This is a genomic window from Novisyntrophococcus fermenticellae, from assembly GCF_018866245.1.
Lineage (GTDB): Bacteria > Bacillota > Clostridia > Lachnospirales > Lachnospiraceae > Novisyntrophococcus > Novisyntrophococcus fermenticellae.
On the sequence record NZ_CP076458.1, the window covers coordinates 1,086,391 to 1,111,099 of the forward strand.

General features: G+C 43.5%; 21 protein-coding genes. All 21 read left to right on the forward strand.

What is annotated here, in order from left to right:
• Positions 1-232 precede the first annotated feature (232 nt).
• The 21 genes from KNL20_RS04810 to KNL20_RS04910 all read left to right on the forward strand — a co-directional run bounded on the left by KNL20_RS04810 (position 233) and on the right by KNL20_RS04910 (position 24,670).
• Entirely contained in the window at positions 233-808 is a 576-nt protein-coding gene (locus tag KNL20_RS04810; RefSeq protein ID WP_230399486.1) for a hypothetical protein, read from the forward strand.
• Positions 809-866: 58 nt separating this feature from the next.
• Complete coding sequence (locus KNL20_RS04815; protein ID WP_230399487.1) at positions 867-2,246, forward strand: exopolysaccharide biosynthesis polyprenyl glycosylphosphotransferase; 1,380 nt, start codon at positions 867-869, stop codon at positions 2,244-2,246.
• On the forward strand, positions 2,243-3,181 hold the full coding sequence (locus tag KNL20_RS04820; RefSeq protein WP_230399488.1) for a glycosyltransferase family 2 protein: 939 nt from the start codon (positions 2,243-2,245) through the stop codon (positions 3,179-3,181). The genes KNL20_RS04815 and KNL20_RS04820 overlap by 4 nt, the downstream gene beginning before the upstream one ends.
• A gap of 19 nt (positions 3,182-3,200) precedes the next feature.
• Positions 3,201-3,671, forward strand: a complete 471-nt coding sequence (locus KNL20_RS04825) for a hypothetical protein (RefSeq protein ID WP_230399489.1) — start codon at positions 3,201-3,203, stop codon at positions 3,669-3,671.
• Positions 3,668-4,471 carry a hypothetical protein gene (locus tag KNL20_RS04830; protein ID WP_230399490.1) on the forward strand — a complete coding sequence of 268 codons (804 nt, stop codon included), beginning with the start codon at positions 3,668-3,670 and terminating at the stop codon, positions 4,469-4,471. Before KNL20_RS04825 ends, KNL20_RS04830 begins: the two co-directional genes overlap by 4 nt.
• Entirely contained in the window at positions 4,468-5,862 is a 1,395-nt protein-coding gene (locus tag KNL20_RS04835; protein ID WP_230399491.1) for a lipopolysaccharide biosynthesis protein, read from the forward strand. The genes KNL20_RS04830 and KNL20_RS04835 overlap by 4 nt, the downstream gene beginning before the upstream one ends.
• A complete protein-coding gene (locus tag KNL20_RS04840; protein ID WP_230399492.1) occupies positions 5,849-6,736 on the forward strand; it encodes an ATP-grasp fold amidoligase family protein in 888 nt (295 codons plus the stop codon). The genes KNL20_RS04835 and KNL20_RS04840 overlap by 14 nt, the downstream gene beginning before the upstream one ends.
• Positions 6,737-6,780: 44 nt before the next feature.
• Positions 6,781-7,557: a YveK family protein gene (locus tag KNL20_RS04845; protein ID WP_230399493.1), complete on the forward strand. Its 777-nt coding sequence runs from the start codon at positions 6,781-6,783 to the stop codon at positions 7,555-7,557.
• Positions 7,520-8,260 carry a CpsD/CapB family tyrosine-protein kinase gene (locus KNL20_RS04850; protein ID WP_230399494.1) on the forward strand — a complete coding sequence of 247 codons (741 nt, stop codon included), beginning with the start codon at positions 7,520-7,522 and terminating at the stop codon, positions 8,258-8,260. The genes KNL20_RS04845 and KNL20_RS04850 overlap by 38 nt, the downstream gene beginning before the upstream one ends.
• Before the next feature lie 102 nt (positions 8,261-8,362).
• Positions 8,363-8,917 (forward strand): rubrerythrin family protein, encoded by a 555-nt coding sequence (locus KNL20_RS04855; RefSeq protein ID WP_230399495.1) that lies wholly within the window; start codon positions 8,363-8,365, stop codon positions 8,915-8,917.
• A 213-nt stretch (positions 8,918-9,130) separates the two neighbouring features.
• Positions 9,131-10,240: a LacI family DNA-binding transcriptional regulator gene (locus tag KNL20_RS04860; protein ID WP_230399496.1), complete on the forward strand. Its 1,110-nt coding sequence runs from the start codon at positions 9,131-9,133 to the stop codon at positions 10,238-10,240.
• Between the two features lie 272 nt (positions 10,241-10,512).
• Positions 10,513-11,958, forward strand: coding sequence for an ABC transporter substrate-binding protein (locus KNL20_RS04865; RefSeq protein ID WP_230399497.1), 1,446 nt, complete (start codon positions 10,513-10,515; stop codon positions 11,956-11,958).
• Positions 11,959-11,969: 11 nt separating this feature from the next.
• Positions 11,970-12,869, forward strand: a complete 900-nt coding sequence (locus KNL20_RS04870) for an ABC transporter permease subunit (RefSeq protein WP_230399498.1) — start codon at positions 11,970-11,972, stop codon at positions 12,867-12,869.
• A 16-nt stretch (positions 12,870-12,885) separates the two neighbouring features.
• The gene (locus tag KNL20_RS04875) at positions 12,886-13,752 is read left to right on the forward strand and encodes a carbohydrate ABC transporter permease (RefSeq protein ID WP_230399499.1); all 867 of its coding nucleotides are present in this window, start codon (positions 12,886-12,888) and stop codon (positions 13,750-13,752) included.
• 11 nt (positions 13,753-13,763) lie between these two features.
• Complete coding sequence (locus tag KNL20_RS04880; protein WP_230399500.1) at positions 13,764-15,020, forward strand: CehA/McbA family metallohydrolase; 1,257 nt, start codon at positions 13,764-13,766, stop codon at positions 15,018-15,020.
• A 6-nt stretch (positions 15,021-15,026) separates the two neighbouring features.
• A complete protein-coding gene (locus KNL20_RS04885; protein WP_230399501.1) occupies positions 15,027-17,087 on the forward strand; it encodes a DUF5054 domain-containing protein in 2,061 nt (686 codons plus the stop codon).
• Positions 17,088-17,240: 153 nt separating this feature from the next.
• Positions 17,241-17,783, forward strand: coding sequence for a PadR family transcriptional regulator (locus KNL20_RS04890; protein WP_230399502.1), 543 nt, complete (start codon positions 17,241-17,243; stop codon positions 17,781-17,783).
• Between the two features lie 19 nt (positions 17,784-17,802).
• Positions 17,803-19,731, forward strand: coding sequence for an oxidoreductase (locus KNL20_RS04895; RefSeq protein WP_230399503.1), 1,929 nt, complete (start codon positions 17,803-17,805; stop codon positions 19,729-19,731).
• Between the two features lie 414 nt (positions 19,732-20,145).
• Positions 20,146-20,883: a glycerophosphodiester phosphodiesterase gene (locus KNL20_RS04900; RefSeq protein WP_230399504.1), complete on the forward strand. Its 738-nt coding sequence runs from the start codon at positions 20,146-20,148 to the stop codon at positions 20,881-20,883.
• A gap of 300 nt (positions 20,884-21,183) precedes the next feature.
• Complete coding sequence (locus KNL20_RS04905; RefSeq protein ID WP_230399505.1) at positions 21,184-22,584, forward strand: sensor histidine kinase; 1,401 nt, start codon at positions 21,184-21,186, stop codon at positions 22,582-22,584.
• Positions 22,585-22,606: 22 nt separating this feature from the next.
• Entirely contained in the window at positions 22,607-24,670 is a 2,064-nt protein-coding gene (locus tag KNL20_RS04910) for a beta-galactosidase (protein WP_230399506.1), read from the forward strand.
• Positions 24,671-24,709: the final 39 nt, after the last annotated feature.

Genomic DNA, 24,709 nt, shown 5'->3' on the forward strand with positions numbered 1-24,709 from the left:
GAAAAAATGCCGGAAGAGGGAGACCTAAATTTTTTATGGAGGAAGCCGCTTCTTCCGGCATTTTGTATGAGTTTCCAGAATTTGGAACAGATATTTGTGCCCATATCATAAAAAAACATAATAAAATCATAGAATATCACATTTACATTTGTAGACTAAATCAATATACTACAAGGTATGATTTATTTTACCAGGTTTTTAAAACAAACGAAAACAGGAGGAGAAGGCTGATATGAGAAAAAAAATTTGTGTATTTTTATCAGTTGCATTGATAATTTCTATGGCTGGATGCGGTGCAGCAGGGAAGAAGGACAAGACAGATGGGTCATCCACATCAAAGGTGACTTCACAGTCCACAGAGTCTGAATCGAAGGATGAAAGCTCTGATGAAAACGCTGATTCAGCAGCTACAGCATCTTCCGCGGGTGAAGCAGATGCAGGAGAAGTGGATTCGACAGCAGCTTTGAATGTGGCAGAGGATGCCTTTACCTTTGACAGTTTAATCGGCCAGGTAGGCGCACCGGAGGCGGATGTGCTGAAGATGCTTGGTGTCCAGGGAGCGGCAGAAGCATATAATGCGAAACTGTTTGGCGAGGATGTTACGATTGCACTGATCTCCGGGGACGATGTAGTACAGGAAATCACAGTTACATTCCCGGCAACGAATATCGATTCTGTAAGTAATGCAGTTTCCGAACAGATCGCGCAGGACGGAGAAAGTGCAGACGGTGGTACCAGGTGGACATTCGAAGATAAAACAGTTAACCTGTTACCGGACGGTGATGGATGTGTGATAAGCATAAAGTAGCAGCTGATGTTGAAAAAGTGTGAAGTAATGCAGGAATTACGGAAGAGAGGGAGGAGACTTGGATAAGAGAAAAACCAGGCTCATTATGGGTCTGATGAAAGCGGTTAATATTTTACATATGACAGCAATCTTTGGAATCATCTGTCACAGCAATTATATGGACTTATCTGAAGACCCCTTCTATCGGAGACGGGAAGTGGTCTTCGTTTTGATGTTTTTAGCATGCTACATATTTTTGGCGCATATATATAGCGCATTTGAAGTTGGAATGATCCGCATCAGGGAAATCTTTTATTCTCAAGCACTGGCATTACTGCTGTCAGATGGCATTCTGCTCTTTCTGACATGGCTGGCTGCCGGAGAGTTTCCGGCATTGAAACTTATGCTGCTGACCTCGGTGTGTCAGATAGCGTCTGCTGGGATATGGGGGATTTTGGCGAATAAGGTATACGATTCGCTGTATGTCCCGAAGAAAACAGCTTTGATGTATCATGAGACGAGGGATGTCAATTATCTGGAGAGTTTAGGCGATACCCCTGGCAAATTTCGTATAGATAGATGGATACATGTATCCGACAGCGCCACGTCCGTGCTCTGTGAACTGGAGGGGATGGATACCGTGATTATCCGCGGCCTTCCGTCAGACGAACGGAACACGGTCTTAAAGTACTGTATTGCAAAAGGCATTGAGGTCTATCAGTATCCTAAGATTGGCGATATTCTTTTGAACGGAGCCAGACAGACACATCTGTCCCATGTGTCGGTGATGCGGCTCTCGGGTTTTCAGCCTGCACCCGGATACCTTTTTCTGAAAAGAATGGGAGATATCCTGCTTTCTCTGATAGGAATCATTGTGTGTTCTCCGCTTTTGCTGCTTACGGCTGCACTTGTCAAAGGATATGATGGGGGAAGCGTTCTGTATCGTCAGGTCCGTCTGACACAGAATGGGCAGAAGTTCCTGATTTACAAATTCCGAAGCATGCGGATGGATGCGGAAAAGGATGGATTGGCCCGGCTTGCGTCGGAACAGGACAGCCGGGTGACTCCGGTCGGGAAGTTTATCCGTGCAGTGCGTCTGGATGAACTGCCCCAGTTGTTTAATGTTTTAAAAGGGGAGATGACACTGGTAGGTCCACGCCCGGAGCGGCCGGAGATTGCGGAGGCATATGTGAAAGAACTGCCGGAATTTGCTTTAAGGCTGCAGGTGAAGGCAGGAATTACAGGATATGCTCAGGTTTATGGAAAATATAATTCCACCCCATATGATAAATTACAGATGGACCTGTTATACATTGCACATCCGTCTTTGATAAATGATCTGAAACTGCTGTTTGCAACAGTCAAAATTCTGTTCATGAAAGAAAGTACAGAAGGTTTTACTGAAGGTCATGCAGGAATTCCATATAGAATGCGGGAAAAGGGAGAGGCAGTAAAATGAAGTACAGCGTTATTATTCCGCTCTATAATAAAGAAAATTACATATGCCATACATTGGAAAGTGTGCTGGCTCAAACCTATCAGGATTTTGAAGTAATTGTTGTGGATGATGGCTCCACAGACGGCTCTCTTAAGAAAGCGGAGCAGATTTCTTCCAAAAAGATTCAAATCGTAAAACAGAAAAATCTTGGTGTTTCCGTTGCAAGAAATACCGGGATTGCCTGTGCGTCCGGTAGTTATCTAGCATTTCTGGATGCTGATGATGAATGGAACGAGGATTATCTGGAAACAATTGACCGTCTGACCAAAAGCTATCCGGAAAGTGATTTGTATGTTACCGCATATCGGGTTGATATGGGAAATGGAAGCTGCCGCGAATCGAGCCGGCTGCATCCGGAAGAAGGCTGTCTGGACAGTTACTGGATGACATTTCAATATTCTTATGATTTTGTGTGGACTTCCGCAACCGTGGTAAAAAAAGATGCGGTTATAAAAGCGGGAGGGTTTCGGCCCGGTGAATACATTGGACAGGATTTGGATTTATGGGCCCGGATAGCAAAAAACAATGCAAAGGTGGCATATTCATCCTCAGTCTGTGTCATATATAACCGTACAGCAGAAAATAATGCGAGAGCCAGAGTGAAAATCGCATACGGAGGCGCATTTCTGAAAGAGCTGGAAGAAGAGCTTTTCAATCCGAGGCATACCATAGATGAGCTGTCTATGATTCAGCGAAAGTACAACTTAAAGATGACCATCTATATCTTTACATGTATTCTTGCTGGTGAAAGAAAGAGGGCCAGGGAAGCATACAGGTCCTGGAAAGGACAAAATACCTGGAAAACATGGTTGTTGAAAAGCGGTTTGAAAATCGCAATGTTCATGCCGGAGGGTGTAAATCGATGGATTTATGCTGTCCGGCTGAAAGTGTTTTAAGGGATTTGGTAAGGAGAATATGACATTAATTATTTTGTGCGGAGTATTATTTGCGGCAGATTTTGCAATTGTATTTTACTACAGGGATAATTATTTCCGGGCAGCAGTGATGCTGACCTGTGTGTATCTGGTTTCTTTGACACTGGCAAAAGAGATGGATTTTACATTCTCCATCTATTTCTTATTTATTTTTTTTGTTTTGCTGCGTGCGGCAGAAGGATTGCCGCGGCGCTTCCTTTTGTATGGGCTCTACTTACTTCCCTATGTGTTCACAGGATTATTCTTTCAGGAAACGATGAATACGGCAAGTGTACTGCTGACCAGGTATGGATTTCTGCTTCTGGGATTGCTGCAATGTGAACTGCGTTTACCGGAATCATTTCGTATAGAGAATGAAATTCCATTTGCTCTGCGTTGGGGGACGGCAACGGAGTTACTTCTGGCCGTGTATCTTCTGCTTCGGGGGATCTGGAGGGAAGGCTTACGATGAATCATCAGGCGGTGGGCGGTTCCATTTCGATCGGACTGATTCTTCTGATTCTTGTCTTCTATTTCCATAACCGGGAATTATGGATGAGAAATCATATGTGGTTATATCTCGCTGTGAATTTATCGATTGTCGTTTTATCCGGAACACGCGGTTATTTTGTTATAGCGGGTCTGGCATTGCTTCCATTTCTATGGAATTTTTTTATGGACAGGAAGTACTTTCGTATCCGTTGGCTGGCGGCAGCAGTGATGCTCTGGCTGTTCTGCCTGTTGCTTCTGGTTGGGTCGGATGAGATATGGTCGTATGTGGTGCAGACACTTCGTCTGAATGAATCCATAGGATATCGCGTATATGAGAATGCTTTCATAAAAATGCTTTATCAGTCAGAACCCTGGTACCATAAGCTTCTGGGGTTTGGTCTGGGGGGAAGAGCCGACCATCTTCCGGGTACGATTGGGATTGCCTGGGAGGCTGTCAGAGGGGCGGTGTGGATGGTGCCAAAACTGCTTACGGAAACCACCTGTCATAATTACTGGTATACGATTCTGTTTAAGCAGGGAGCACTGGGACTTTTCGTATGTGCGATGGTGATATCTTGTTTTTTCCGGAAGATATTTGCATATAGAAACATAGATTCCGGAGTTTATCATACCTTATTGTTTTTTGAAATCGGAATTCTGATTTCTCTGACTTATCGTATTTCTTCCACCTGTGGAGTATTTGAAGTCCTGGTTTTGCTGTGGTCGTCGGAGATGTTTGGGGAAAAGCTGGAAATCAGGAGAGAGAGTAAGCCAATATGAATATTATTTTTCTAATCAGCGTCGTGCTGAAGGGGTTTGGAGCACTGCTGGAGATTCTTCTTCAGATCACAATTACAAAGACAGCCGGACTTTCCGGTTACGGAATCTATACAACATGGATTAACTTCGCAGACTTGATTTTCTGGTGCCTGTTTTCCGGAATTGTAAAGAGCAATACCTTTTATCTTTCGGGAAAACATGCAACCCTGAAGCATTTTAAGATACAATATTATACAAAATATGTTCTGCCGGTTATTATAGGAATGCTTCTGATCTCCGGTTTGACAGGGCAGAAGGCATTTGCCGTGGTTCCGGTGATTGCCCTTGCAGAGGTACTGGTGCTTGACCGGAGCAGTTCCATGCTGACAGAAGGAAAATATCTGCGTTCACTGACCGGGGAATATGTGATCGGAAGGCTGTTTTTGCTGGCTGCAGTACTTATTTTCCAAAAGGCCGGAATACTTACACAAAATGTCCTGATTTTGTTATATTTGGTCCAATATCTTCTGATTCTTGTTTTTTTTGCAGGAAGAAGAGCAGGCCGGGAGAGGGTGGATGTTTCCGGAGAGCTTTCCCTTTGGAAACTTGGACAGTATCAAAGATCGGATATCATGCAGGCCATGATTGGACAGATGCCGGTAATCTTACAGTATCTGTTTGTGGGTTCTTTCGAAGCCGGCGTAGTAGGAGTTGTACTTCTGGTTAAGAAACTGATTAATTTCATCTCGGGCCCTACAGCCAAGATTTTTCTTCCGGAATTTTCCAGACTGTACCATGTCGGACGGAAGGATGAAATCCGGAACTGTTTTGCTTCCATTATGCGGATTCAGATGATGTTTGCGGGGCCTTTGGCAGTTGTGCTGCTTGGGTATCCGGGAGTGATTTTGAAAATAATGGCAGAAGAATTAAGTGGATATACCACACTTTTTATGCTCTGTTCGGCTGCGTTTCTTATCGCTGCAACGCTTGGTCCCTGTGGTGGACTTATGCAGATGACAGGCAGTGAACGGATGGATAACCGCTGCCGGGAAGCCGCAATTTTAGTTATGCTGGCGGTATTTATGTTATTACATAAAAACCCTCTTTTTGCTTTGTACGGGTTATGTATCCAGACGCTTCTTGAGTCATCTGGCAAGTATATATTTGTCTGCCGCTGGATGGAAAAAGCACCGGTTCGATTGAAAGAATACATTGCCTGGTGGGCCGTTCCGGCTATTGCTGTTGCGCTTACATATCTCTTGAATTGGCAGAACTCATTCAAAATGATGGTGTGCCTGGCCGGACTGGATTTTCTGATACAGTTTCTGTGGGAATTAAAGCACGAAGATGGATTGAAGCAATTTTTCGGCAGGAGAAAGGATAGCGGGAAATCAGGGTATGGGAGAGTTTGACTATTATTTAAAGTGGTTTTTGAGAAAAAGATTAAGTGGGATAAATAGAGTTATGTGCAAAGGTGTGGGTATCTCTGAATGGAAAACACTTCTTACAAAAGTGGTCTTGCACCGTCAAATTGATCTCAAAAACCCCAGGAAATTAAATGAAAAGATTCTGTGGATGGAGTATCATACAGATTCGGAAATAAGGAGCAGATTATCGGACAAGTATGAGGTGCGGAAGTATATTGCAGAAAAGGGCTATGCAGACACGCTGATTCCGATTCATGGACTTTATGAAAGTGTCGGTGAAATTGATTTTGAAACTTTGCCGGAGCGTTTTGTACTGAAGGCAACCCATGGATGCGACATGAATTATATTTGCAGAAATAAACAGGAGATGCGTATAAGCAAAGTGAAGAAGAGAATCCATCTATGGATGAATACGAATCTGGCCTATATGTCTCTGGAAATGCACTATCTGCCGATCACTCCCAGAATTTTATGTGAGCAGTACCTGGACACAGGAAGCGAGGAAATGATAGATTATAAATTTCACTGCAGTGACGGTCAGGTGAGATTTATACTTGTATGTACAGAACGCAGCCGGAAGAAATATTTAAATGTATTTGATCTGAACTGGAAGCAGCTGCACGTGATCGTGGGGGCAAAAGAAAATCCGGAGGAGCCGCCCGTCCCTGCCCGCTTTCATGAGATGATTCGGATGGCAAATCGTCTGGCAGAAGGTATCCCATTTGTACGGGTTGATTTATATATGGTGCGCGGCAGAATTTTCTTTGGTGAGATGACGTTTACTCCGGCAACCGGAGTGTTGTTTCATTTTTCAGATGAGTTTCTACTGAAGCAGGGTCAGTATTGCATGACCGAATAGTAACATACGATGTTTCAAAAGAATTGGAGAGAGAGTATAAGAAAATGGAATTAAGCAGAGAAAACAAGACCCGCAATATAAATATTTCAGAATTGATTTCACTGTTGAAGCAGAATGTGTTTCTGCTGGCAGGTTTGTGTCTGATATTTGGACTGACCGGATTCGGAGTAGCAAAGTTTGCCATGACGCCGGTTTACGAAGCGGAGGCGAAGATGATTGTCAACACTGGAAAAGAGGAGGGAATAGATATTACAAGTGACCAGATTACATCGGCAAAGAATCTTGTAGGTACATATTCCATTATCATTCGGAGCAGGACGGTTCTGATACCGGTCATTGAAAATCTGAATCTCTCATTAGACTATGAAGAGCTGCAGAAAAAAGTAACGGTTACGGCGATGGAGGGAACACAGGTCATGGAGATAACTGCCAGAGATTCCAATCCGGAACTTGCTGAGAAGATTGTCGCCGAGATACTGAAAATCTCTCCCCAGATTATTATGGATACTGTAGAGGCCGGTTCTGTGAAAACGATTGAAGGTGCATACCAGTCGGGAAAAGAAGTGGCACCGGATAAATTGAAAATCACCGTGATTTCGGCACTTTTAGGATTTATGACGGCAGTTGTAATTATTACATTCCGGTTCTGGTCAGATAATACCTATCAATCGGCGCAGGATATTGAAGAAGATATCGGAATTCCTGTTCTGGGAAAAATACCGTCGATGGAGAGCTGCGCAGCTGTGGAGCGTAAAGAAAAGGGAAGGAAGGGACGTGCAGAATATGTCAGGAAAAAAGCTGCAAAAAAGAAAAGGGTATGAAGATATACGGCCGGAAATATTAGGCGGGGATTCTCCTTTTGTGTATAAAGAGGCATATAAAAAATTACGTACAAATATAAATTTTCTTTCTGTAAACAGTAGTTATAAAAAGATTATTATTACCAGTGCCATACCGAACGAGGGAAAGAGCAGCGTGGCGATTAATCTGGCGGCAACTCTCGCTGAAAAAGGCGAGAAGGTTCTGCTCCTGGATTGTGATCTGCGAAAACCCTCTATCGGCCAATATATCGGCAATCGAAAGGATTGGAAAACCAGTCTGACGGACTTGCTGATGGGGGAGGTACTTCCGGAAAAAATCAGCATATACCGGCATCCGGAACTGAATTTTTCTTATATCCCGTGCGGACACATACCACCAAATCCGGCCGAGCTTCTGGGCTCCGTCAGGATGAAGGAGTTACTACAGTCGTTTGGCAAAATGTTTGATTACGTGATCTGTGATACCCCGCCGGTTTCCGTGGTAACAGACGCCGCACTGCTGAGCAGCTATTGTGACGGTGTTTTGATGGTCATACGTCAGAAGTATACAAGCAAAGAACAGGTACGTGCGGCGAAGCAGAATCTGGATGCCGTTCATGCCGATATCATAGGGGGCGTACTGAATCGGTATGATATTAAAGGAGACATCCGGGACAAAAGTGGACGGTATGGCTATTATTATGAATATAAAAGCGGTAAATAATTTTATATCTATAGAAAATCCATATTTTGTGAATATTGACATCAAAAAATGCCAATGTTAGAATGTATATATAAAAATACATCGAAGAAGGAGGATTTTAAGATGGCAGTAAAGAATGCAATGACTTCGGATTTTCTTCACTCCGCATACGGCGGCGAGAGCATGGCGCACATGCGTTATCTTATCTGGGGTGACATCGCAGATAAGGAAGGCTTTACAAATGTGGGCAGGCTCTTCCGTGCGATTGCCTATGCGGAACAGGTGCATGCAAGTAACCATTTTCGCGAAATCGGCGGTTCCACGGCGGATGCAACAGTGACAGCCGGCGCCGTTTTTGGAAACGGAAAAACAGCCGAAAACCTGCAGGGGGCCATCAATGGAGAACTGCATGAGGTAGAACAGATGTATCCGGTCTATCTGAATGCGGCAGAATTCCAGGATGAAAAGGGTGCGAAACGCTCCTTCCATTATGCTTTGGAAGCGGAGAAAATCCATGCGGATCTGTTCCAAAAAGCCCTTGATGCGGTTAAAGCCGGCAAGGATATGGAATTAGAGAAGATTTACATCTGTCCGGTATGCGGACACACGATTCTTGATGCGGCACCGGAGAAATGTCCGGTATGCGGCGCAAAACAGGAAAAGTATGTAGAGTTCTGATTTACAGAATTGCCAGGTTTTAAAAAACCTGGCAATTATTTTGTAACAGTTCAGCCATGCGGAATCGATCTGCTGGCTGAACTGTTACATTATTTTAAAAAAATCTAATTTTTATATTTTCTTGAAATCCTGTGAAATTTAATATATAATAAAACATATTTTGCGATACGCTTCAGGAGAAACACAATAAAACCGTTTATTTGAGGATATGGGATGAAGAAGGATCAGTTTTTGTATAAGCAGGTACAGCAGGATATCAAGAACAAGATACAAGTGGGAGAACTGAAGGATGGTGTCTGTCTTCCATCCGGTATAGAGCTGGCAGAAGAGTATGGAGTGAGTACGATTACGATAACCAGCGCACTCAATGCGCTAAAAGAAGAGGGATATCTGGTCCGAATCAAGGGTAAGGGAAGCTTTATCAGGGTTCCGGCAGACGAAGAGAAGGACATCCCTGAAAACTCTGCGCTTCAGACGGTATCATCCGGAAGGGAGCCTGTCATAGGACTGGTGCTTGAACATGTGTCCTCGTGCTTTGGACTAGATATGCTGTATGCGTTCGACTGTTGTGCGTGCGAAGCCGGTTATCGTCTATATGTGAGATTTTCCTATGGAGACAGGAAAAAGGAAAGTGATGAAATTAATTACCTCAAGAGCCTGGAGGTATGCGGCATTATTGTGATGCCCTGTCACGGGACCTATTATAATACGGAGATACTGAAACTTGTCATTGAACAATACCCGGTGGTACTTATCGATAAACAGATGGAAGGTATCCCGGTTTCCTCTGTTCGTACAGATAACCATCTTGCGATGAAACAACTGGTCGATTATCTGGTGGATATGGGCAGAAAAAGAATCGGGTTTATAACTGCATGGGAGAATGGTACATCCTCTCTCCGTGAAAGGCGGAAGGGCTTTTGGAATGCTATCGAAGGAGCAGGTCTCCCGCAGATGCCGGAATGCGACCTGGAAGAAGGTCCGGATCTGGGAATATTCTCCGATGAGTTCAACACAGACTGGGCACATGAGATAGCAGAGTATCTGCGGCAGAACCCGGATCTGGACGCAGTGGTATGTGCAGAATATGGGGTGGCCAGATGCCTTGGAAGCTCCGGAGAGGAAATGGAGAAAAAAGGAATTCTGGTGTGCTGCATGGATGAAGATTATCTTTCACCCGGGAACAGCCACTTTACACATATAAGACAAAATGAAAGAAAAATTGCTTCCGAAGCGATGGGATTATTGCTTCAGCAGATACGTCAGGAAGCGGATTATAAACAGGGAGATTACCTCGTGCCCGGAATTTTTGTTACGATTTAGTACCCTTTTTAAAGAGAATAACGATTGAATACACGGATATGCCCGGAAGAACTTTTCCAGGCATATTTTATTGCACAAATTGGAAAAAATAAATATATTTTTACAGAAAAACAGTAAAAATACAAATTGAATGAAAATATATTGTGATTTTCAACAAATATGGACAGGAAAAATTATATATATATACAAAATATAAAATATATGCTTTACAAACATAAAAATACGTTATAATATATTTTTATATAAAAACATATTTTATGGAGGGAAACGGTATGAAAAAAAGAAATCTGGCAGTAGGTGCATGTTTAATGGCAATGTCACTCGCTTTAGGTGCGTGCGGAGGGAAGGACAGTCCGGACCCGGCTGCAGAATCGGGTACTGCGGCAGAGAGCAAGGAAGGGGATAAGACAGAGACTCCAAAAGCAGAGGGTACGGTAAAGATACTGGCTTCCGTTACCGGAGGAAAAGATGAAGAGGAGATGAAGCTGTTCCAGGAAGCACTTTCTAAGGGTACTGGTCTTGACATAGTCATGGAAAAGCCTGCTTCTGATTACACGCAGGTGATGATGCAAAAATTAAGCGGCGGTGAAAAGTATGATCTGATTTATCTGAACGCCAGCGATTACGATAATCTTATTGCGCAGGACGCGCTTCTGGATATTACAGACCGCATAAAAGCATCCAAGATTCTGACAGATAATATCGATCCTAAAGAATGGGAGGATATTACAATTGATGGAAAAATATATGCGGGGTTCAATAAGAAAGAAGTACATAGGGTTGTGGCTTTGAATAATACCATGTTAAAAGCTGCGGGAATTGATTATAAGTCTATCGAACCTACCATGGACGGTTATTATGATGTCTTCCGGAAACTGAAGGAGAATAGTTCAGATTCCGATTTCTACCCATTTAATACAATTTTGTCAGAAACGTGGGATCTGCAGCCATGGATGGCAGCAGAAGGATTGAAGAACGGGGTCGTGCTTGATGATGCAGGGAAAAAGTATGCACCGTATGCAGAGGAGGAAGCAGGACCTGTCTGGGAGTGGTTTAAAAAGCTTTATGACGATGGCCTTATGGATCCGGCTGCATTTGTAGATAAGACAAAGGATATGAGAAACAAGATGGGAGCTTCTTCCAAAAAGAATGCGGTGACAGCCGATTGGGTTGCGTGGGTAGGATTACACAATGCCAATGCTGCAGCAGGTGGAATATCCACCGATGAATATGAAATAGTTTCTCTTCCGGGGCTTAAGACACCTGAAGGTTCCTATATGCTTGCAAAAGGCGCTGCCAGTCTCTTTGGTGTCCCGGCTAATGCAGAAAATCCGGACGGCGCAATCAAGGTATTAGAGTATTTTGCAAGCCAGGAAGGCGGCAATCTGCTTTCCACAGGAATTGAGGGACACGATTATACGGGAAGCGAAGGAAACTATGAATACACAGAAATCGGTGCTTCACATGCAGGTGACCACGGAGCTCCGTTCCCGATTTACAAGGATTACCAGCCCTTGTTCCCTCATGCAGCCGGAGTTGATGAGGCCTTAAGCTACGGTGATTATGCGGCCATAGATATGATTATCCCGAATGAAGGCGATTATAAAGAAATTATAGGAAAATGGGGAATTAAGATGATTAAGGGGGAAGTGTCCACAGAGGATGGCCTTAGTGGAATGAGGCAAGAGCTGGTAGACAGAAAAGTCACAGACCGATAGGGGGATATGTTTTGAAAGGACAGCTTAAACGAAAGATTATAAGGTATAAGGGAATCTACATCCTGCTTATCCCGGTTCTGGTGTATTTCCTGGTGTTTTCTTATTATCCTTTGGTATTGGGGATTTTTAAAAGCTTTCAAAAGGTCAAACTTTTAGGCGGCTCCCAGTTTGTAGGATTTTCCAATTATAAGGAAATCCTATTGGATGCTCAGTATCAACAGGCGTTTTGGAACAGTCTGATTGTAGGTGGAGGAACCTTTATTCTTCAGTTCTTCTGGGGAATCCTGATTGCAGTATTGCTAAATGAAACCAGAAATAAGGTAAGCAGGTCTCTTTTTCAGACGGTGACATACATTCCAAATCTACTTTCGTGGTCGGTTGTCGGGGGATTATGGATTACCATACTTTCACCCAATGGAATGGTGAACGGTATTTTAAAACTTCTGAATAACAGTAATTTTTCACCGATTGTTTTTATGTCAGAGGAAGTCTATGCGAGAACGATTATGATATTTACCGGAGCCTGGAAAGGTGCGGGGTATTTTGCAGCCCTGTTCATGGCGGCAATCGTCGGGATTGATACATCCTTGTATGAATCTGCCAGAATTGACGGAGCCAGCAGAATCAAGCAGATTCGCTATATAACGCTCCCGGTAATCACGCCCACCATGAAGGTCGTTACGGTTCTGTCTGTTATGGGCATTTTAAGGAATTTTGACCAGATATTCATTATGTCTAATGCGGCTATAAGCGATAAGATAAAGAACCTTCTGGTTCTGATCTATGAGCAGGGGATTATCCAGTTCAATGTGGGAACCGCCACGGCAGCAGCCACAATTGTTCTGCTCGCAACGTTTATTATCTCTACTGTTGTTAAAAAGATATTAAAATATGATGAAATATATTCATAGATCAGAGGATGGGCTTATGAAAGGTGAATTAAATAAAAACAAAGTGACCGGAGTTTGGAGGATACTGTTTCTGGTTTTGACTGTCATTATATTTGTTATCACGTTTCTCCCTATGTGGAACGTGATTGTGGTATCTACCTCAACAGCGCTTGATTCCAGCCAGAGTGGAATCAAGCTTTGGTGGAACCAGTTCAGCATGGAAGGGTTTGATTATGTATTCCGGGTTACGAAAATGGCGAGGCCATTTTTAAATTCGTTTTTGGTTACTACGATTGGAACAGTGATTCAGGTAATTCTCTCTGCATTGGCAGGCTACGTGCTGATTCAAAAGGATCTTCCTTTTAAAGGGCTGATTACATCCTTTATCATGACCACCATGATGATACCAGGGGATTTGACCTTAATTTCTGTTTATCAGTTAAATAAACAGTTATCATTGCTTAATTCATATCAGGGGCTGATTCTGAATGGTCTTGTATCGGGGTTCAGCATTATGATGATGAGAAATTACTTTAACACGGTTCCTTATTCTCTTGCAGAGTCTGCCAGAATGGATGCGGCGGGAGAATTGAAAATATTCAGCAGCATCTATATGCCTATATCCCTCCCGGGACTGGGTACGGTGTTTTTTATGGAATATGTGGGCAAATGGAACAGTATTATGCTTCCTGCAACTCTGATAACAGATGAGAGTAAATATACGCTGCCGCTTATGCTCAAGCAGATGATTCTGTCTACAGGTTCGACTTCCGGTACGGCGGTAGCACCGGATAATGCAATTATGGCGACGATTGTGATTTCTACAGTACCATTGCTGCTTATCTATATATTTGCGCAGAAGTTTTTGATGGAAGGCCTTAATATGGGCGCGGTGAAAGAGTGAGGGAGAAAACAGTGGAATATAAAGATATTACATTTCAGCGTTTTGTAACAAAAGAAGAGGAAGGTATGTATCTTACCGTACCGTTTTTCCTGGATGTAGATGCTTCCCGGATGGAGATTTCTTACGAATATGATAAATCAATCAGTATCCTTGATTTCGGATTAAATGATGCAGATGGGGAGTTTATCGGATGGTCAGGCTCAAACCGAAGCAGTATTAAAATATCGGAGAGAGCATGCTCAGAAGGTTTTTTCCCGGTTCCATTAAAACAAGGAGAATGGCAAGTGCTTTTGGGCGCATATAAAGTGCCGCAGGGGGGAGTGACGGTAACTTACAGAGTAAGAGCTGCAATAAAGGAACTGAAGCTTCTGAAAGGAGATATCCATATGCATTCCCGCGGCTCTGACGGCAATATGACCACCGGTGAGCTGGCATTTCTGGCAGAAAAAGAGGGGCTTGATTATATCTTCATTACAGATCATAACAATTATGCGCATAATTATGAGCTTCGCTCTACAGAGCACGTCACCCTGATTCCGGGGGTAGAGTGGACCAACTACCGGGGACATGCCGGAATGCTCGGGATCAAAAGACCATTTCAGGATTTTATGGCCAACTCGCAGGAAAAGGCGAAAGAAATTCTTGCAAAGGCGAGAGACGCAGGTGCGTTAGTCGTTTTGAACCATCCGTTTTGTCTGGACTGCGGCTGGAGATGGGGCATGGATTCCATGGAATATGATCTGGTTGAAGTCTGGAACGGAGGACTGTCAATAGAAAGAAATCAAAAGTGTCTGGAATGGTGGGATTTGCAGCTAAAGGCAGGAAGAAGGATACCGGTGACAGGTGGCAGTGACTTCCATATCATTCGGGAAGGGAGTATGCCGGGCTTACCCTGTACCTGTGTATATGCGATGTCAAACTCCGCGGCCGATATCCTGGATGCACTGAAAAGAGGACGAAGCTTCCTTAGCATTTCACCGCAGGGACCTGTGATGGAGATGGAAAGCAGCAGATATTTACCCGGTGATGAAATAGAGGCAGAAAGCAGCGTTGTGTTTCAGTTCTCAAATCTGAAAAAGGATGACACCATACATTTGATCTGGGATGATGGTGAGGAAGAAATCATCTGTGAAGAGAACACGATGAAAGTTGTCCGGTGTATTCCGGATAAAAAGTATTATAGAGCAGAGGTTAGAAGGCAGTTGTGGGCAGGGACTCAGAGGGTGCCTGTTTTGATATCAAATCCTTTCTATACAAGAGGAGAATAGAGAATTATGTTGGATTATTGGAAAATCAAAAAAGTTCATGTGGTATTCATGACTCATTTTGATATGGGATTCACGGATTTTGCAGGAGATGTACTAGAAAATTATATGGAGGATTACATCCCAAAGGCAGTGCAGTTGGCTGAAGAAATGAATCATGACGGAGAGAAAAGGTTTATATGGACCATAGGAGCTTTCCTGATTGCCAATTATTTGAAGGTTGCAGACGAAGAGGCACAGAAGAAATTATGTGATGCCATTGAAAGAGGGGACATATGCTGGCATGGTCTTGCATTTACCACGCATACAGAGCTAATGGACCAGGAGCTGCTGGATTTTGATTTAAGCTATTCGGACGCTTTGGATCAGAGGTTTGGAAAACAGACCATAGCATCAAAACTGACAGATGTCCCCGGCCATACCAGAGCAATCATTGGGAGTATGGCAGCCCATGGTAAGAAGTATCTTCATATAGGAGTGAATCCGTCTTCGATGAACCCGGAGGTGCCTGAAAGCTTCCTCTGGAAATCAAAAGGAGAGGAGCTGGCAGTACAGTACTCTCCCGTCTATGGTTCCGCCTGCTATGCAGAAGGGATGGAAGAGGTTCTGGAATTTGTTTTCCTGGGAGATAATCAGGGCCTGCCTACGCAGAGTGAGATTGCAGAAAGCCTGGCGCATCTAAAGAAACGCTATCCCAATGCCAGGGTGTGTGCTTCGACCCTGGATGCTTACGCAGAGCAGTTATGGAATCATAAAGACACGCTTCCTGTTATTCGGGAGGAAATCGGAGATACATGGATTCACGGCATTGCCTCTGACCCTTTAAAAGTCAGAAAATTAAAACAACTGATGAGGCTTAGGAGCAAATGGATAAAAGAGGGAAGGCTGCCTGCCGACGGGGAGGAATACGTTACATTTATGGAAAATCTTCTGTTTGTCTGCGAACATACCTGGGCTTTGGATTACAAAAAACATCTGTTTGATTTTAAAAACTGGGCGAAAGAAGACTTTCAGCAGGCAAGGGTCTTTGATGAGGTAACAGAGGAACTGTTTACACAAAGAAATACTGCGTTGAAACGGCTGGTATGTGAGGAAAAAAATACTTCGCATCTGACAGGCAGTTATAAGGCTTATGAATACTCTTATGAAGAGCAGCGCCAATATCTTGAGAAAGCTGTCCAGGCATTACCGATGGAATTACAAAAAGAAGCCGAGGCGGCCTATGGATTTGTTGAAGAGAAAAAATCCTTTCGGCTGCGTTCGGGAGAGAAGCATCATCCTTATGAAATTATAGAGGTGAATGACTGGAAGGTATCTTTCGATGGCAGCGGAGCCATGGTTTATCTCGAAAGGGAAGGAAAGAACTGGATTAAGACAGGCTGTTTTGGGAGATTTTCTTATGAAACCTACAGCGCCCTTGATACGATTGAGGAATTCTATCAGTATAATCATACGTTTAAAGAAAATATGCCCTGGGCTGAGGCAGATTTTGGAAAGCCCGGATTGGAAACGGTGGAAACTCTGGAACATAAAAATTATGTCTTTGGAGTAAAACAGATCAGAAAGTATCAAAATATCATGGAACTGGAACTGGCAGGAAATCTTCATGCAGCCTCCGGGTACGGTTGTCCGCGGCAGGCGTGTATCCGCTATACTTTCGGGGAGGAAATTCTGTGCGAGTTAATCTGGAGCAGGAAGGATGCCAATAAGATGCCGGAGGCTCTTTGGTTTGATGTCAGTCTGGAGGTGGAAAACCCCTCTTTGTGGGAAATGTGCGTTATGGGTGAAACAATTTTGCCCATGGATGTCGTGCGGGGAGGGAACCGCCGCCAGCATTGCGTGGAGAAAATGAGCTTTGACGGAGCAGATGGAAGCATAGAGATTCTGAATCTGGATTCTCCCCTGGTAAGTATGGGAGGAAGGCGTCTGTACGGCGGATGCCGGGAACTTCCTGATATGGAGAAAGGTTTTTCTTATTGTCTGTTTAATAACAAGTGGGGAACGAATTTTCCGATGTGGTGTGAAGATGACGGGTATTTCCGGTATTCTCTAAAGATAAGAAATAAGTAACAAAAACAGGAATTTATAATGCGGGCGGTTCTAAATAAAGAGCCGCTCTTTTTGTTAAAGTATTGACAAGAGATAAAACAACAGGTATAATATGTTAAACTAACATATTCTAATTTGACATATGTTTAATTACGCCAGAGGTGAGTGAGAAGTATGTACTATGATATCTGCATTCTAAGCTGTCTTATGAAAAAACCAATGTATGGGTATGAAATCGGAAAGATTCTGAAAGAGACTTTTTCCTCCTGTACCCGTATCAGCAACAATACGATCTACCCGATTTTAAAAAAGTTTCAGAAGCTGGGATATATAACCAAAAAACAACAAACCCAGGAAGGAAGACCTGATAAATTTGTTTACGAAATAACGGAATCAGGGAGGAAGGGCTTTATTCAGGGACTTAATTCCGTGACGGGCTCCTTAGCTTCTAACCGAGATGAGTTTTTTGTGAGGCTGTCTTTTTTTCATCTGATGACTCCGGATGTACGAAAAAAGATGCTCGAAGACCGAATGGCATTTATAAGGGAATCCCTGGACAATGTGAAAATTCGGGAGGATGGAGAAGGTATATATAGTCAGCGTTCAAAAGAGGGAAAAGTGTTTCTTTTATCGCTTTATAGTCTTGAAACGGAGACGATTGAGAAGTTTCAACTTAGAATTGACGAGCCATGTCTGGCTCCGAAAGAATACTTATAGTTAAGAAAGGAGTTTTGGAATGTTTGAAAACTTATTACAAACAGGAAGTATTGGGAATGTTACACTGAGGAACCGGATGATTATGCCCGCAATGGGGAGCGGACATGTCACTATGGACGGGCATGTTACAGATGATCTTATTGAATATTTTGCTGCGCGGGCGAAGGGTGGATTCGGCCTTGTAATTACCGAGTATACCTTTGTGGATCCTGCCGGACAGGCGAATCCGGGACAGCTCGCTATTTATTCTGATGATTTCATCCCGGGCTGCAGGCGCCTCACGGATCGGGTTCATGCAGAAGGCGGCAAGATTTTTATGCAGCTTCATCATGCAGGACGTGAAACGATGGAACAGACAACAGGGATGCAGCCGGTAGCGCCCACCACTATCCCATGTCCGATGCTGGGGAGCAGTCCCCGTGAGCTGACTACAGAGGAAGTTTATGAGTTGATTGAAAAATTCGGTGACGGAGCAGTCCGTGCACAGAAGGCCGGATTTGACGGTGTGGAATTGCATGGGGCACATGGATACATGATTGCTCAGTTCCTGTCTTCTTATTCCAATAAGCGGACAGATGAATTTGGAGGTGATTTAACCGGACGTGCTCGTTTTGCTGTAGAAATCATAAAAAATATCAAGAAAAAATGTGGCAGTGAATTCCCCGTCTGTGTACGTATCAGCGGTGAAGAGTTGGTAGACGGAGGACGTCAGATTGCTGAGACAAAGGCTCTGGCAAAACTGCTGGAGAGAGCCGGCGCCGATGCCCTGCATATTTCTCTCGGTGTTTATGCCGTAATGCCTTACCTGGTTCCGCCCAGCAATGTACCTGTAGGGTTTATCACCAAATTTGCAGAGGCGGTTAAGAAATCGGTTAAAATCCCGGTAATTACAGTGGGACGCATCAATGATCCGGTACTTGCAGACTCACTCATAGAAGATGGAATTGCAGATTTTGTCTCGCTTGGCAGAGGTTCGATTGCGGATGCAGAATTCCCGCGAAAGGTGCAGGAAAACCGGACAGACGAGATTTCCCCCTGTGTTGGATGTATGACCAGGTGTAACGGAACTCCCGGAGTTTTGCCGGGGGATTACGGTGTTTCGTGTGCATTCAATCCGTTTTCAGGACATGAGGGCAGCCTGAAGATTGAGAAAACAGAAACACCTAAAAACGTTGTGATTGTAGGTGCAGGTGTGGGCGGCTTGGAAACCGCATGGGTTGCAGCGGCCAGAGGACATCACGTAACAGTTCTTGAAAAGGCTCCGAAAGCCGGCGGTCAGGTTCTTCCCGGCTGCGTGCCTCCGAACAAGACGGAGCTTGCAAGGGCTGTCAAGTATTATCTGACTATGTGCAAAAAGTATGGGGTCGAGATACGATATAATACGGAGGCAACGGAAGAGATCGTTCTTGCGTTCAGACCGGATACAGTAATTCTGGCTACCGGAGCAGTGCCTGTCTTACCGAAGATTCCAAATGAAGGAATCCGCCTGACGCAGGCAAATGATATTTTGACGGGGAAGGCTCAGATGGGATATAATAATCTCATTGTCGGCGGCGGAATGGTTGGATTGGAAACCGCAGAATATTTGCGGTCAGAGAACCGCGGAGCTACAGTTGTGGAAATGATGGAAAAAGCAGGTGCGGATATGCATGCAAGTATCGCATTCTTTGTATTTAAGTCACTTAAAGAAAATGGAGTTGAAATTAAGACAGATACAAAGGTAGAACGATTTACGACGGATGGTGCGGTCTGTTCAGGAAAAGACGGAGAGATGCGGCTTTCCGGTTTTGACAATGTGATTCTGGCTATAGGTTCCAAAGCCTATAATCCGTTGGAAGAGAGTTTGAAAGACAAGGTACAGGATTTACATGTGATTGGTGATGCAGTTCAGGCACGAAGGATTGCAGCGGCTGTAGAAGAAGGAGCACGGGTGGCACTTGCTATCTGAAAAACCCGGTAAAAGCAACGCTTTATATGCAGCGGGCAAACAAGGTGGCAAGTATAAACTGAATAATTATGTGAAAGGGATGCTGCGTAAGCCGGCATCCCTTTTCGTACCATGAAGGGCACTTATATTTATTTTCAAGCTTTTGACTGACTTTTTGGGAATATTGTAATGCTTTATGTGCTGATTTGTGCTATTATAATGATATAAAAAAGAGTCCGGTATCTTATACGAAAAAGCTGAATAGCACCCAATTCATTATACGGATAAAAGGGTTATTAAAGAAAAAACAAAGACCGGAGATGGATAAAGAGCAGTTGCCTACAGGCTGACGGATTTATTAAGATATTTAGAAAAGAAACTGCTTTATAGAAGTGCTTTATATAATTTTATAGTTGCGGAAAGGGAACGAATACTATGAAAACAAAAATCTGGGCACATCGGGGCGCGTCGGAGTATGCACCGGAAAATACATTGGAAGCTTTTGAGCTGGCGGTCAGGCAAGGTGCAGACGGGGTAGAACTGGATGTACAGCTGTCCAAAGACGGAGAACTTGTTGTGATTCATGATGAAACGCTCAACCGTGTAAGCAATCATAAGGGCTATGTGGCGGAGTATACATTAAAGAAGCTCAAGACGTTTCATGTAAACAAACATTTTCCACAGTATGGGAAAACCATAATTCCCACATTGGAGGAGGTGTATCAATTGCTTAAACCTACAAACTTAACCATTAATGTAGAACTGAAAACTTCCAATAACTTTTATCCCGGAATTGAGGAAAAGGTGATTGCATTGGCTGATAAGCTTGGAATGTCAGACCGCCTGCTCTATTCTTCCTTTAATCATTATTCACTGCTGCGGCTTAAAAAGATTTCAAGTAATGTAAAGACAGGGATATTGATTTCTGATATAATCGTAGATGCACCTGACTATGCTGCAAATCTGGGAATAGATGCAATACACCCTCGTCTTAACATTCTGCAGATACCGGATTTCGTAAAATCCAGCAAAGAAAAGGGAATTGAAGTAAACCCCTGGACGGTGAATGATGAGACCCAGATGAGAATATTGGCAGAGCAGGGAATCAATGCAATGATTACGAACAAACCGGATGTGTGCAGGAAAATAGTTGAAAAAAGAAAATTGGAGTGAAAGAAATTATTTTGGGCGATAAAGTTTTGATAGAAGCGGTTGTATAACTGAGTGTACACAGATAAAATAATTTGAATGTATAAAAATAATCCTTGCAAAAGAGCACACAATTCTTTGCAGGGATTATTCTATTTTTGACATTATTGTCACATGAAAACAATAATAAAAATATAAAACAGTCAAAATAACAAACATTTCCGGTAAAAAATACACCTTTTTCGTTAAAAGGATAAGTGATAAAGTAAAATTGGATTACTTTGAACTCTGGGCGTGCGGCAGACAATAGAACGGGAGCTGTCTGTGGATGCACTGTATGCCTCCTATGTGGTTTCCGTCAGTGTCATTTCAAAGCAGGGCATTGAGTTTTCAGTAAAAAAAGTTGAGACAGGGGGAACCCAGTTTGCCTTTACGGAGGACGAAATTTATGAGACCAATGGTTCCAGTCTCTGGGGTCTTGTGGGAGATAAAAACAGAATCTGCGTGGCAAAGGCTATCCTGGATTTGAAAACTATGAAGCCTGTCGGTTATATGAATATCGTGTATGAGAACTCCTACTTTTCTGATATTGTGGCAGATAATTCTACGGAGTATTCAAGCGCATCTTATATCGTGGATAAAAGCGGCAGGGTTACAGTGACGAATAATCCCAAATACCTGGGAACAGAGTTTCCTGTGGATATAGAACTCCTGAAGAATTCGAACAAATCCCGGTATGATATGCTCAGCAGCACACAGGCGTTTTACTATGTAGGGAATCAGATGCCAAATGACTGGATCTTGGTTCAGACGGTGTCGGTGAGAGAATTCTATAAAAACCTGAACAGGCAGATTGTTCTTTCTGCAGTTCTGGTTGTTATAGTTCTGGCAGTCAGTCTCCTGTTTGTAAAGATGGCTACATCCAGGATTGCCAAGCCTACAAGAGAGCTGATGGAGAGCATGAAGCACCTGGGAAAAGACAACCGCTACCCAAGAGTGAAGGTGATTTCTCAGGACGAAATCGGAATGATTGGTACAGAGTACAATAAGATGGCAGAGCATATTGAAACGCTTATTGAGCAGGTATATAAGATGGAACTAACGCGTAAGCAGGCGGAACTGGAGTTTCTGCAGATGCAGATCAATCCTCATTTTCTGTATAATGCGCTGGATACCATCAGCTGGATGGCGATTGAAAAAGGGGATACGGATATTTCGGAGATAACAATTGCACTTGCGGAATTGCTCCGGGCAACGATTAAAAAAGAGCGCTTTATTCCTCTTCGTGAGGAAATGAAGACAGTAAGGGATTATCTGTTGATTCAGGAAGAACGTTTTGGAGATAAGATTTCTGTTGTGTATGATGTGGAACAGGAAAGCTGTGGATATCAGGTTCCTAATTTTATCCTTCAGCCACTGATTGAGAATGCAATCATACATGGACTGGAGCCCAAAATAGGAAAGGGAAGCCTTACCATAACAATAAAAAGAGAGAAAGAGAAGCTGCTCTTTTGCGTTCAGGATGATGGTGTCGGCATGACACCGGAAGAAATTGATATCCTTTACAGACAGTGTGAAGAAAATGATACAAAACAGTTTATAGGCTTAAAGAACGTATATAGAAGACTTTTATTATGCTATGGTGAAGAAAGCAGGCTGGTTATAGAAAGTAAAGAGAACAAAGGAACGAAAATCCAGTTTCTCATTCCCCTGCAAAATCACTGAAAAATAAAAAGTGGAGGTTCTTATGAGAAAAAAGCAAAACTATCAGTGGGATGAACTCTCACTTGGAACATGTTATTATCCGGAGCATTGGGACAAAAAGTTATGGGCAGAGGATTTGAATAGAATGCTCTCAAACGGTATCGGCACGATTCGTATCGGAGAGTTTGCCTGGAGTAAGGTAGAGCCCCGGGAGGGGGAATTTACCTATGAATTTTTTGACGATTTTCTTCGGGTTGTATCTGAAACAAAGATGAAAGTCATATTTGGAACCCCTACTGCTACACCGCCCGCATGGCTTACCGAAAAGTATCCGGAGGTGCTCAACTGCAGAATGGATGGGGTGAAATACCGCCATGGAATGCGGAGACATTACAATTATAATTCGCCTGTGTATCAGAAGCTTTGCTGTAGAATTGTGGAAAAAACAGCCGAACATTATGCCGGACATCCCAATCTTATAGGTTGGCAAATCGACAATGAAATTAACTGCGAGACGGCAGAATTCTATTCTGAAAGCGATACATTGGCTTTCCGGGATTTTTTGAAGGAAACATACAAAACACTGGAAAATTTAAATCAGGCCTGGGGTGCAGTTTTTTGGAATCAGGAATATACAGAATGGGAACAGGTATATGTACCCAGAACCACCATACATGATTCCACCAATCCCCATCAAACACTTGATTATATACGCTTTGTTTCGGAGAGTGCAATCCGCTTCTGCAGGATGCAGAGTGATATTTTAAGAAAACACATAAAACCCGGAGATTTCATTACGACAAATGGTATGTTCGGAAACCTTGACAACCACCGGATGACAGATGAGGCCCTGGATGTATATACCTATGATTCCTATCCGAATTTTGCTTATTGTCTGTCTGAAAATCCTAAAAATCCAGAGAATCTGAATGACAGAAGATGGAGCGAGCATCTTACAGAGGTACGCTCCATATGCCCTCATTTTGGAATTATGGAGCAGCAGTCCGGCGCCAACGGATGGAATACCAGGATGGAAGCCCCTGCCCCGAAGCCGGGACAGATGATGCTCTGGGCGATGCAGAGTATTGCACATGGTGCAGACTATGTAAGCTTTTTTCGCTGGAGAACCTGCACCTTTGGAACTGAGATATACTGGCATGGAATTCTGGATTATGACAACAGAGATAACCGGAAGCTGGCCGAGGTGCATAAGCTCTATGACAGAACCCGTGCATTGAAAGAGATGACAGGAGCAGAGTATAAGGCAGCATTTGCAGTGGTAAGGGATTACAGCAATGTATGGGATTCACAGGTGGATGTATGGCATCAGAGATTGATATGGAGCAGTGAAGAAGCGATTTTCAAAGCGTCCCAGTTAAGTCATACCCCGATGGATTATATGTATCTGCTCGAGGAGACAGAACCGGAAGAACTGCAGAAATATCCGGTTCTGATTTACCCCCATGGACTGATTCTGTCAGATAGAAAAGCAGGACTTTTGAAAGCATATGTGGAAAATGGAGGGACTCTTATTCTCGGAGCCCGTACGGGTCAGAAGGATGAGAATGGAAGATGTGTGATGCAGCCAATGCCGGGATTACTGGCCTCTGCTGCCGGAGGTAATGTACAGGAATTTACATTTATAGGACCCGCAGATGACGCCGTGCACATGGACTGGGATGGCAGCAGCATGGACACAGGTATATTTAACGATATCCTGGAAGCCTCAGGGAGAGAGACAAAGGTACTTGCAAGATATAGCTCCAACTATTACGAAGGCAGACCGGCACTTCTGGAAAACCCTTGTGGAAAAGGAAGAATTCTGCATTTCGGAGGTACCTTTACGGAGGATAATATGAAAGCGTTTCTGAAATATACAGAGGTCATAAGCCCTTGGGAAGACATAATTGAAGCACCGGAGACATGTGAGATTTGTGTAAGAGAAAAGGGTGGGGTGGATTACGTGATTGTTCTGAACTATTCCGGGAAGACACAAAAGGTTGTCATAAAGGAACCGGCGGAAGATATGGATACGCAGGAGAAGGTACAGGGGTACGTGCTGCTAAAGCCATATGAAACAAAAGTTTACAAGGTGATTGCAGACTAGCTTGACATAGCTGCTTGAAGATGTTAGACTTGAGTTAAG

What these genes read in the sequence shown, in the direction of transcription:
- KNL20_RS04810 (WP_230399486.1), top strand. Translation starts at nt 233, where the DNA reads ATGAGAAAAAAAATTTGTGTATTTTTATCAGTTGCATTGATAATTTCT.
- KNL20_RS04820 (WP_230399488.1), top strand. Translation starts at nt 2,243, where the DNA reads ATGAAGTACAGCGTTATTATTCCGCTCTATAATAAAGAAAATTACATA.
- KNL20_RS04825 (WP_230399489.1), top strand. Translation starts at nt 3,201, where the DNA reads ATGACATTAATTATTTTGTGCGGAGTATTATTTGCGGCAGATTTTGCA.
- KNL20_RS04830 (WP_230399490.1), top strand. Translation starts at nt 3,668, where the DNA reads ATGAATCATCAGGCGGTGGGCGGTTCCATTTCGATCGGACTGATTCTT.
- KNL20_RS04835 (WP_230399491.1), top strand. Translation starts at nt 4,468, where the DNA reads ATGAATATTATTTTTCTAATCAGCGTCGTGCTGAAGGGGTTTGGAGCA.
- KNL20_RS04840 (WP_230399492.1), top strand. Translation starts at nt 5,849, where the DNA reads ATGGGAGAGTTTGACTATTATTTAAAGTGGTTTTTGAGAAAAAGATTA.
- KNL20_RS04845 (WP_230399493.1), top strand. Translation starts at nt 6,781, where the DNA reads ATGGAATTAAGCAGAGAAAACAAGACCCGCAATATAAATATTTCAGAA.
- KNL20_RS04850 (WP_230399494.1), top strand. Translation starts at nt 7,520, where the DNA reads ATGTCAGGAAAAAAGCTGCAAAAAAGAAAAGGGTATGAAGATATACGG.
- KNL20_RS04855 (WP_230399495.1), top strand. Translation starts at nt 8,363, where the DNA reads ATGGCAGTAAAGAATGCAATGACTTCGGATTTTCTTCACTCCGCATAC.
- KNL20_RS04860 (WP_230399496.1), top strand. Translation starts at nt 9,131, where the DNA reads ATGAAGAAGGATCAGTTTTTGTATAAGCAGGTACAGCAGGATATCAAG.
- KNL20_RS04865 (WP_230399497.1), top strand. Translation starts at nt 10,513, where the DNA reads ATGAAAAAAAGAAATCTGGCAGTAGGTGCATGTTTAATGGCAATGTCA.
- KNL20_RS04875 (WP_230399499.1), top strand. Translation starts at nt 12,886, where the DNA reads ATGAAAGGTGAATTAAATAAAAACAAAGTGACCGGAGTTTGGAGGATA.
- KNL20_RS04885 (WP_230399501.1), top strand. Translation starts at nt 15,027, where the DNA reads ATGTTGGATTATTGGAAAATCAAAAAAGTTCATGTGGTATTCATGACT.
- KNL20_RS04890 (WP_230399502.1), top strand. Translation starts at nt 17,241, where the DNA reads ATGTACTATGATATCTGCATTCTAAGCTGTCTTATGAAAAAACCAATG.
- KNL20_RS04895 (WP_230399503.1), top strand. Translation starts at nt 17,803, where the DNA reads ATGTTTGAAAACTTATTACAAACAGGAAGTATTGGGAATGTTACACTG.
- KNL20_RS04900 (WP_230399504.1), top strand. Translation starts at nt 20,146, where the DNA reads ATGAAAACAAAAATCTGGGCACATCGGGGCGCGTCGGAGTATGCACCG.
- KNL20_RS04910 (WP_230399506.1), top strand. Translation starts at nt 22,607, where the DNA reads ATGAGAAAAAAGCAAAACTATCAGTGGGATGAACTCTCACTTGGAACA.